We start from the raw sequence: 7,466 nt of genomic DNA on the forward strand, positions 1-7,466 counted from the left end.
TTGAAAACCTGGCGGGATCAATAGCCGGGGGGTGCAATTACAAGCCGGACGCCCGGCCTGGGGCGAGGCGTCCGCTCTTCGGCTTGAAGCTTAGCTTTTCTTGGCTTTTTCCTGAGCGGCTTTGCAATCGGCTTCGCTCATTTCCATTGCGCCCTTGCCTTTGCAGGCATTCTGGCCTTGGCAAGCGCTGGTGGCGGTTTTGCAGGCGCCCTTGCCTTTGCACGCGTTGACGCCTTCGCACATGGTTTTGCCTTTTTCGGCGGCGACTGCGTTGCCAACGCCTACTGTCATGAACATACCCGCAGCGGCAGCGGCGATAGCGACACCAGTCAGTTTTTTAATAGCGTTCATATTTACGTTCTCCTGATTTGAATAAAAATGCCCGGTTGATTGCTTGAATGCCATGCGGTCCGGTGCCCCCGCATTTACTGCCAAATTTAACGCGATGAAACGATTCTGGTTTACCTGTTGAGTCGTAGCCTAGACCGTGGCCTTACAGCGGCCTGCCGAATGATTGCTGCATGGCAAGTTGGACAGTCCGGTTATGTGCGTGGTCGCGCTTTACCGGTAAGGATTCGGTAAAGAATGCGAGCCCGGGAAATCTTCGCCTCGATACCGGACTTCACCAGAGTCAGGCGAAAGCTGCTCGACTCCAGGCTGTACGATTTCCGTGCTGCAACGGATGCCCGAGTGAATCCGGACCCGAGAAAGACCGCGTCCACTTGAAATGATTCCGCGAAACGAAGCGCGAGCCGGCCTGACAGGCGAGGGATTGCGGTAGAGCTTGCCATCGGCCGACCTTGTCCCAATAGGGTTTACGGTATAATCGCCGACTTTCCCGATTGCTATATCGTTTCTGTCCACCACCTATGCCAATTTACGAATATCGTTGCAAGTCATGCGGATTCCAGAAGGAGTTCCTGCAAAAGATGGGCGCTCCGGTGCTGACCGCTTGTCCCGAATGCGGCCAGGGTACGCTCAGCAAAATGGTCACCGCCGCGGGATTCCACCTAAAAGGCACGGGCTGGTACGCGACCGATTTCAAGAATGGCGGTAAACCGCAGCAAAAGCCGGCCGATGGCGATAGTGAAAAAGCGGGCGAACAAGCGGTTGAAAAAGCCGACGCCGGCAAGGCTGAAAAAGCGGGCGCCGGCAATAAAGCCGATACAACCGATACGCCGGCAGAAACATCCAGGCCTGCCGCGGACTCGAAATCGCCGGATTCCATCAAAAAAGCTGGTAGCGCGGAGCCGTCTTGCCCCTCTCCACAGTGAACGTGCGCCGCTATTTCATCACCGGGCTTCTGATCTGGGTGCCGCTGGGCATCACGCTCTGGGTGCTGAGCCTGCTGATCGGAATCATGGATCAGAGCCTGTTGCTGCTGCCCGATGCGTTTCAAACGCGCAACTGGCTCGGTTTCCACCTTCCCGGCCTCGGCGTCATTCTGACCTTGATCGTGGTATTCGCCAGCGGTATCGCCGCGACCAACATCCTCGGCCAGCGCCTTTGGCTAATGTGGGAAAGCCTGCTGGGCCGTATTCCCGTCGTCAAATCGGTCTATTCGAGCGTCAAGCAGGTTTCGGATACGTTGTTCTCCTCGACCGGGCAGGCTTTCCGCAAAGCTTTGCTCGTGCAATATCCGCGCCCCGGTTCATGGACGATCGCCTTCCTGACGGGCACCCCGGGCGGCGATGTCATCAATCATTTGCCGGGTGAATTCGTCAGCGTTTATGTGCCGACAACGCCGAATCCGACCTCGGGGTTTTTCCTGATGATGCCGAAGAGCGATGTCATCGAACTCGATATCAGTGTCGACGAGGCCCTGAAATACATCATCTCCATGGGTGTGGTCACCCCCGGTACGAGAAGCCCGAAAACCATCCTGCGCGCGTTGTAGCGTTTCCCCGTAAACCCCCCTGCGCAATTCGCGCCGCGCCTATTTTTCAATTCTATGCGCACCGACTACTGCGGCAACATCACGCGAGAATACCTTGGCGAAACCGTTACCCTGTGCGGCTGGGCGCATCGCCGCCGCGACCACGGCGGGGTCATTTTCATCGATTTGCGCGACCGCGAAGGTTTGGTGCAGATCGTCTGCAATCCGGAAGATGCCGCGAGCTTCGCGGTCGCCGCAACGATACGCAACGAATTCGTTCTGCGCATCGCAGGCGAGGTGCGCGAGCGCCCCCCGGGTACGGCCAACGCCAATTTGAAGACCGGCGAAATCGAGGTCGTCGCCAGGGAAATCGAAGTATTGAATCCGGCCCTTACGCCGCCGTTCCTGATGGACGACGAAGAAACGAGCGAGACGGTGCGCCTCGAATACCGCTTCCTCGACCTGCGCCGGCCCGAGATGCAGAAGAACCTGCGCTTGCGCTACAAGGTCGCGATGGCGGTGCGCCAGTTCCTCGATCAGCACGGCTTCATCGATATCGAAACGCCGATGCTGACGCGTTCGACGCCCGAAGGCGCGCGCGATTATCTGGTGCCGTCACGCGTTAATGCCGGCCAGTTCTTCGCGCTGCCGCAATCGCCGCAGTTGTTCAAGCAGCTCCTGATGATCGCCGGCTTCGATCGCTATTACCAGATCACCAAATGCTTTCGCGACGAGGATTTGCGCGCCGATCGTCAGCCCGAATTCACGCAGATCGATATCGAAACGTCGTTCATGGACGAGGCTGGCATCACGGCGTTGGTGGAAGAGATGATGCGCCAGCTTTTCAACGCCGTGCTCGACGTTGCGCTGCCGAATCCGTTCCCGCGCATGACTTTCGAGGAAGCGATGGCGCGCTACGGCTCGGACAAGCCCGATCTGCGCGTGCCTCTGGAACTGACCGAACTGACCGACCTGATGCGCGAAGTCGACTTCAAGGTTTTCCGCTCGGCAGCCGATTTGAAAGACGGCCGCGTCGCCGCCTTGCGCGTCCCGGGCGGCGGCGAATCGAGCCGCAAGGAGATCGACGATTACGCGCAATTCGTCGCGATTTATGGCGCGAAAGGGCTGGCGTACATCAAGGTCAACGATATCGCCAAAGGCGTCGCGGGCCTGCAATCGCCCATCGTCAAATTTCTGCCGGAAGGCGTGGTCGACAAAATACTTCGCCGAAGCAAAGCGCAGAACGGCGATCTCGTGTTCTTTGGCGCGGACCGGGCGAAAGTCGTCAACGACGCCCTCGGCGCGTTACGCGTCAAGATCGGCCATGAGCGCGGCTTCGCGGAAAAAGGCTGGCGGCCGCTGTGGGTCGTCGATTTCCCGATGTTCGAATACGACGACGAGGAAAAACGCTGGAACGCGCTGCACCACCCGTTTACCGCACCCAGGGAAGGCCACGAAGATTGTCTCTCATCCGATCCCGGCAAAGCGCTGTCGAAAGCTTACGACATGGTGTTGAACGGCTGGGAGATCGGCGGCGGCTCGGTGCGTATTCATCGCGAGGACGTGCAGTCGAAAGTGTTCCGCGCGCTGAATATCGGCGCTGAAGAAGCGCGCGCCAAATTCGGCTTCCTGCTCGACGCCCTGCAATACGGCGCCCCGCCGCACGGCGGCATCGCCTTCGGCCTCGACCGCATCGTCACCCTGATGACCGGCGCAACCTCGATCCGCGACGTCATCGCATTCCCGAAAACCCAGCGCGCGCAATGCCTGATGACGCAGGCGCCGAGCAGCGTCGATGAAAAGCAGTTAAGGGAATTGCATATACGGCTGCGGCAGGTCGAGAATTCAGCAGTGCCCAATTAAGTAAAAAGTACGCGTGTCGATTCCTGATTTCCAGTCCATTATGCTGCCTCTTCTGAAAAGAGCTGAAGACGGCGCCGAGCATTCTTTGCAGGGAGAAATCGAAGCGCTCGCCGAATTTTTTGGTTTGACATTCGAAGAGCGTGCCGAAATGTTGCCGAGCGGACAGCAGGCACGCTTTAATAACCGTGTGCATTGGGCGAGAAGCTATATGAAGCAAGCTCGATTGATTGAAAATACTCGACGAAGTTGCTTCAAGATTACTCAACGAGGTAAAGACCTGTTGCGCGAAAACCCTCAGCTGATCAATATGCGATTGCTTGAGCGGTATCCGGAGTACGTCCAGTTTAAGGAGCGTAAACGTGACGAGAACGATAGCGCGCGGAGGGAGGAAGTTGCCGCGCCTCAAGAACAAACGCCAGAAGAGCTTCTGGAGCAGTCGTACCGAATCGTCAACGAGGCTTTGGCAATCGAAGTCTTGCAGCGAGTCAAAGAATGCTCTCCTGCGTTCTTCGAGCGCCTTGTCGTGGAACTGCTTGTAAAAATGGGTTATGGAGGGACGCGGCAAGACGCCGGCAGAGCTATTGGCGGAAGCGGCGACGAGGGTATCGATGGCATCATCAATGAAGATCGATTAGGGCTCGATGCCATTTATATTCAAGCCAAGCGTTGGGATAGCGGTGTCGTCGGAAGACCTGAAATCATGAAATTTGTCGGCGCGCTACAGGGTAAGCGCGCGCATAAAGGTGTTTTCATCACCACTTCGTGTTTTACCAAGGACTCCCAAGCCTACGTCGAAAATATTTCTAACAAGGTTGTACTTATTGACGGAGCTTCGTTAGCTAGGCTTATGCTGGAAAATAATGTCGGTGTCAGTTCCGTCAGATCCTTCGATATCAAAAGAATCGATTCAGATTATTTTTCTGACGAATGACCGCACAATCAGCTGTGATATTTTGTGCTGCCAGAACGAGTATATAAAACCCCGATTTCCGTACTCGTCGTCATCCATACGCCGACGTTGCTCGTGCTGCTACTCGAACGCGCCGATCACCCCGGCTATTGGCAGTCGGTGACCGGCAGCCTCGATGCCGATGAGCTGCACGCCAGGGCCGCGCAGCGCGAGGTGTTCGAGGAAACCCGGATCGACGCTAGCCGTCATGTATTGACGGACTGGAATCTGCAATACGAGTTCGAGATCTTCGAGGAATGGCGGCACCGATATGAACCGGGCGTTACGCGCAATACCGAGCACGTGTTTGGCCTTTGCGTGTCGCGAGCGGATACCGTGACCGTGCACGCGCGCGAGCATCTGGGTTTTATCTGGTTGCCCTGGCAGGAAGCCGCCGAAAAGGTATTTTCGTGGACGAACAAGGCCGCGATCCTGAAGCTGCCGGAGAAGTTTGCGGGTTAGTCTTTTTGCGATGCAACACCCAGTCCGTTATCGTGTCTTAGTCTTGTAATCTTCGCTTCCTGCTGGGAGGTAATGCCATGCAAACCGCTGCGATCGCGTTCGACCGTTTCGACAAGCTGCAGGACGACGCCTGCGAGGCTCGCATCCATGCGGCCAAGGCCGCGCTCGGCAAGCGACTTGTCATCCTTGGTCACCATTACCAGCGCGCCGACGTTTACAAGCACGCCGATCTGACCGGTGATTCGCTGAAGCTGTCAAAGCTTGCCTCAGAGACCGATGCCGAATTCATCGTGTTCTGCGGTGTGCATTTCATGGCCGAAGTCGCCGATATCATGACGCACGGCCAACGCACGGTCGTGCTGCCCGATCTCAACGCCGGCTGCTCGATGGCCGACATGGCGAATCTTGGCAAGGTCGAGCGCGCGTGGCGCGAATTGTCGGAAGTGCTGAATCCGGACGAGACGATCACGCCGGTCACCTACATCAATTCCGCGGCCGACCTCAAGGCGTTTTGCGGCGAGCACGGCGGTATCGTATGCACGTCGAGCAACGCCGGGAAGATTCTCGAGTGGTCGCTCGCGCGCCGCGAAAAAGTGCTGTTTTTCCCGGATCAGCATCTCGGCCGCTGGTCCGGTTTTCAGCGTGGCATTCCGCAGGAACAGATGGTCGTCTGGGATTTCGATCAGCCGCTCGGCGGCCTGACGCCCGAACAACTCCGTAATGCCAAAATCCTGCTGTGGAAGGGTCATTGCTCGGTGCACCAGATGTTCCAGCCGCAGCACGTCATCCGCTTCCGCAATCTGTATCCGGACGGCATCGTCATCTCGCACCCGGAGTGCAATTTCGAGGTGTGCAAGGCATCCGATTACGTCGGCTCGACCGAATACATTCTGAAGACGGTCAAGGCCGGGGCGCCCAACACGCGCTGGCTGGTCGGCACCGAATTGAACCTCGTCAATCGCCTCGCCGAGGAAGTCAAACACGAAGGCAAGATCGTGCAATTCATGGCGCCGACGGTTTGCATGTGCTCGACCATGGCGCGCATCGATCCGCAGCATCTGGCGTGGAGCCTGGAGAATCTCGCCGCGGGCAAGGTGGTGAACAGGATTTCGGTGCCCAAAGACGAGGCTGACCTGGCGCGGCTTGCGCTGCAGCGCATGCTCGATATTTCCTGACCCCATTTCCTGATTCGCCCCCATCGCGCGCGTCGGCATTCAATTCCGCCGTCAAAGCTGATGACATTTCGCGGCGTACTGATCGCCGCGTCGCTTACGCTCCTCGCAATGACGGCATCGCTGATGTTGGTGCCTATTGCGGCGCATGGCTCGAAAGCCGAGCCGACGGTCAACGTCGAGCGCGTCAATGGCCTCATCACGGTCGAAGCGAGCATCTCGGCGCCCGTCGATGCCCGACTGGCCTGGCAGGTGCTAACCGATTACGAACATCTGGCCGATTTCATTCCGGGCATGCACAAGAGCGGGGTCGTCAGCACCGGCAGCGAGCCTATCCGTGTCGAACAACTCGGCGAGGGCGGTTTTCTGTTCTATCACTTCCCGATCGAAATCGTGCTGCAAATGGACGAGACGCCGTTCGAGTCGATACGTTTTCACGCGGTCGGCGGCAACATCGAACAGATGGAAGGCGTGTGGCGGCTTGAAGGGAGCGCCCCGGTTCACGTCCGCTACCGCGCGCGCATGAAGCCGCAATTCTGGGTGCCGCCGCTGATCGGGCCGGCCGTCATTCGCCGCGATGTGCGGCTGCAGCTCGACGGCCTGGTGCGCGAGATGGAGCGGCGTGCAGCGCATTCGTCATCATTGCGTTCGTTGCCGTAATTCCTCCCGATCGTTCGCGCCTCTCGTTCAGTTGCATTTCCTTACAAAAAAGTCCCGCTTCGGAAAAGACAATCGGGCAGTAGCGCGCTCTAACTTTGCGTCGAAAACCGACACTACCAGGAGTACTCCATGAAACGTCTGATAATGATTCCCGCCATTGCCGCATTGTTTTCCGCAGGCATTGCGATTGCCGCACCCGAGCGGTCTGAACCTCATGCCGGCAAATCCGGCGAGCACCATGTCCGGCATCACGCCGAGCGATGGGCGAAACTCAAAGCGGATCTCAAGCTGAATCCGGGGCAGGATTTCGCGTGGCAGCAGATTGCGGACAGAAAAGCTGTGCTGCATAAGGAACGGCGCGCCGACAGAAAACAGTTCGGCGAATCTCTGAAGCAGGAACTGGCGAACGCCGAGCCCGATTTCGCCCGTGTCGCGCAGCTCGAACAGCAGATGGAAGAAAAGGGTCTGCAGGCACGCAACGAAC

At 57.8% G+C, this 7,466-nt stretch carries 9 protein-coding genes; 8 read left to right on the forward strand and 1 reads right to left on the reverse strand.

All coding sequences use genetic code 11. From position 1 onward, the window contains the following. Positions 1-90 precede the first annotated feature (90 nt). The gene (locus H0V78_09985) at positions 91-351 is read right to left on the reverse strand and encodes a hypothetical protein (protein ID MBA2352088.1); all 261 of its coding nucleotides are present in this window, start codon (positions 349-351) and stop codon (positions 91-93) included. A 518-nt stretch (positions 352-869) separates the two neighbouring features. Here H0V78_09985 and H0V78_09990 point away from each other — a divergent pair. The 8 genes from H0V78_09990 to H0V78_10025 all read left to right on the forward strand — a co-directional run. Then, a complete protein-coding gene (locus tag H0V78_09990; GenBank protein ID MBA2352089.1) occupies positions 870-1,274 on the forward strand; it encodes a zinc ribbon domain-containing protein in 405 nt (134 codons plus the stop codon). A gap of 2 nt (positions 1,275-1,276) precedes the next feature. Next, a complete protein-coding gene (locus tag H0V78_09995) occupies positions 1,277-1,897 on the forward strand; it encodes a DUF502 domain-containing protein (GenBank protein ID MBA2352090.1) in 621 nt (206 codons plus the stop codon). 54 nt (positions 1,898-1,951) lie between these two features. Beyond that, a complete protein-coding gene (gene aspS / locus H0V78_10000; protein ID MBA2352091.1) occupies positions 1,952-3,739 on the forward strand; it encodes an aspartate--tRNA ligase in 1,788 nt (595 codons plus the stop codon). Positions 3,740-3,752: 13 nt separating this feature from the next. Next, on the forward strand, positions 3,753-4,670 hold the full coding sequence (locus H0V78_10005) for a restriction endonuclease (protein ID MBA2352092.1): 918 nt from the start codon (positions 3,753-3,755) through the stop codon (positions 4,668-4,670). A 27-nt stretch (positions 4,671-4,697) separates the two neighbouring features. Further along, a complete protein-coding gene (nudB, locus tag H0V78_10010; GenBank protein ID MBA2352093.1) occupies positions 4,698-5,150 on the forward strand; it encodes a dihydroneopterin triphosphate diphosphatase in 453 nt (150 codons plus the stop codon). Positions 5,151-5,227: 77 nt separating this feature from the next. Continuing rightward, the gene (gene nadA / locus H0V78_10015; protein MBA2352094.1) at positions 5,228-6,325 is read left to right on the forward strand and encodes a quinolinate synthase NadA; all 1,098 of its coding nucleotides are present in this window, start codon (positions 5,228-5,230) and stop codon (positions 6,323-6,325) included. A 60-nt stretch (positions 6,326-6,385) separates the two neighbouring features. Continuing rightward, positions 6,386-6,982 (forward strand): SRPBCC family protein, encoded by a 597-nt coding sequence (locus H0V78_10020; GenBank protein MBA2352095.1) that lies wholly within the window; start codon positions 6,386-6,388, stop codon positions 6,980-6,982. A gap of 129 nt (positions 6,983-7,111) precedes the next feature. After that, positions 7,112-7,466 (forward strand): hypothetical protein (locus H0V78_10025; GenBank protein ID MBA2352096.1); only part of this gene is annotated, 355 nt, incomplete at its 3' end.

Source organism: Burkholderiales bacterium (assembly GCA_013695435.1).
Taxonomy (GTDB): domain Bacteria; phylum Pseudomonadota; class Gammaproteobacteria; order Burkholderiales; family JACMKV01; genus JACMKV01.

Coding starts and splice junctions, on each gene's coding strand:
- H0V78_09985 (MBA2352088.1), bottom strand. CDS start 351: ATGAACGCTATTAAAAAACTGACTGGTGTCGCTATCGCCGCTGCCGCT.
- H0V78_09990 (MBA2352089.1), top strand. CDS start 870: ATGCCAATTTACGAATATCGTTGCAAGTCATGCGGATTCCAGAAGGAG.
- aspS (MBA2352091.1), top strand. CDS start 1,952: ATGCGCACCGACTACTGCGGCAACATCACGCGAGAATACCTTGGCGAA.
- nadA (MBA2352094.1), top strand. CDS start 5,228: ATGCAAACCGCTGCGATCGCGTTCGACCGTTTCGACAAGCTGCAGGAC.
- H0V78_10020 (MBA2352095.1), top strand. CDS start 6,386: ATGACATTTCGCGGCGTACTGATCGCCGCGTCGCTTACGCTCCTCGCA.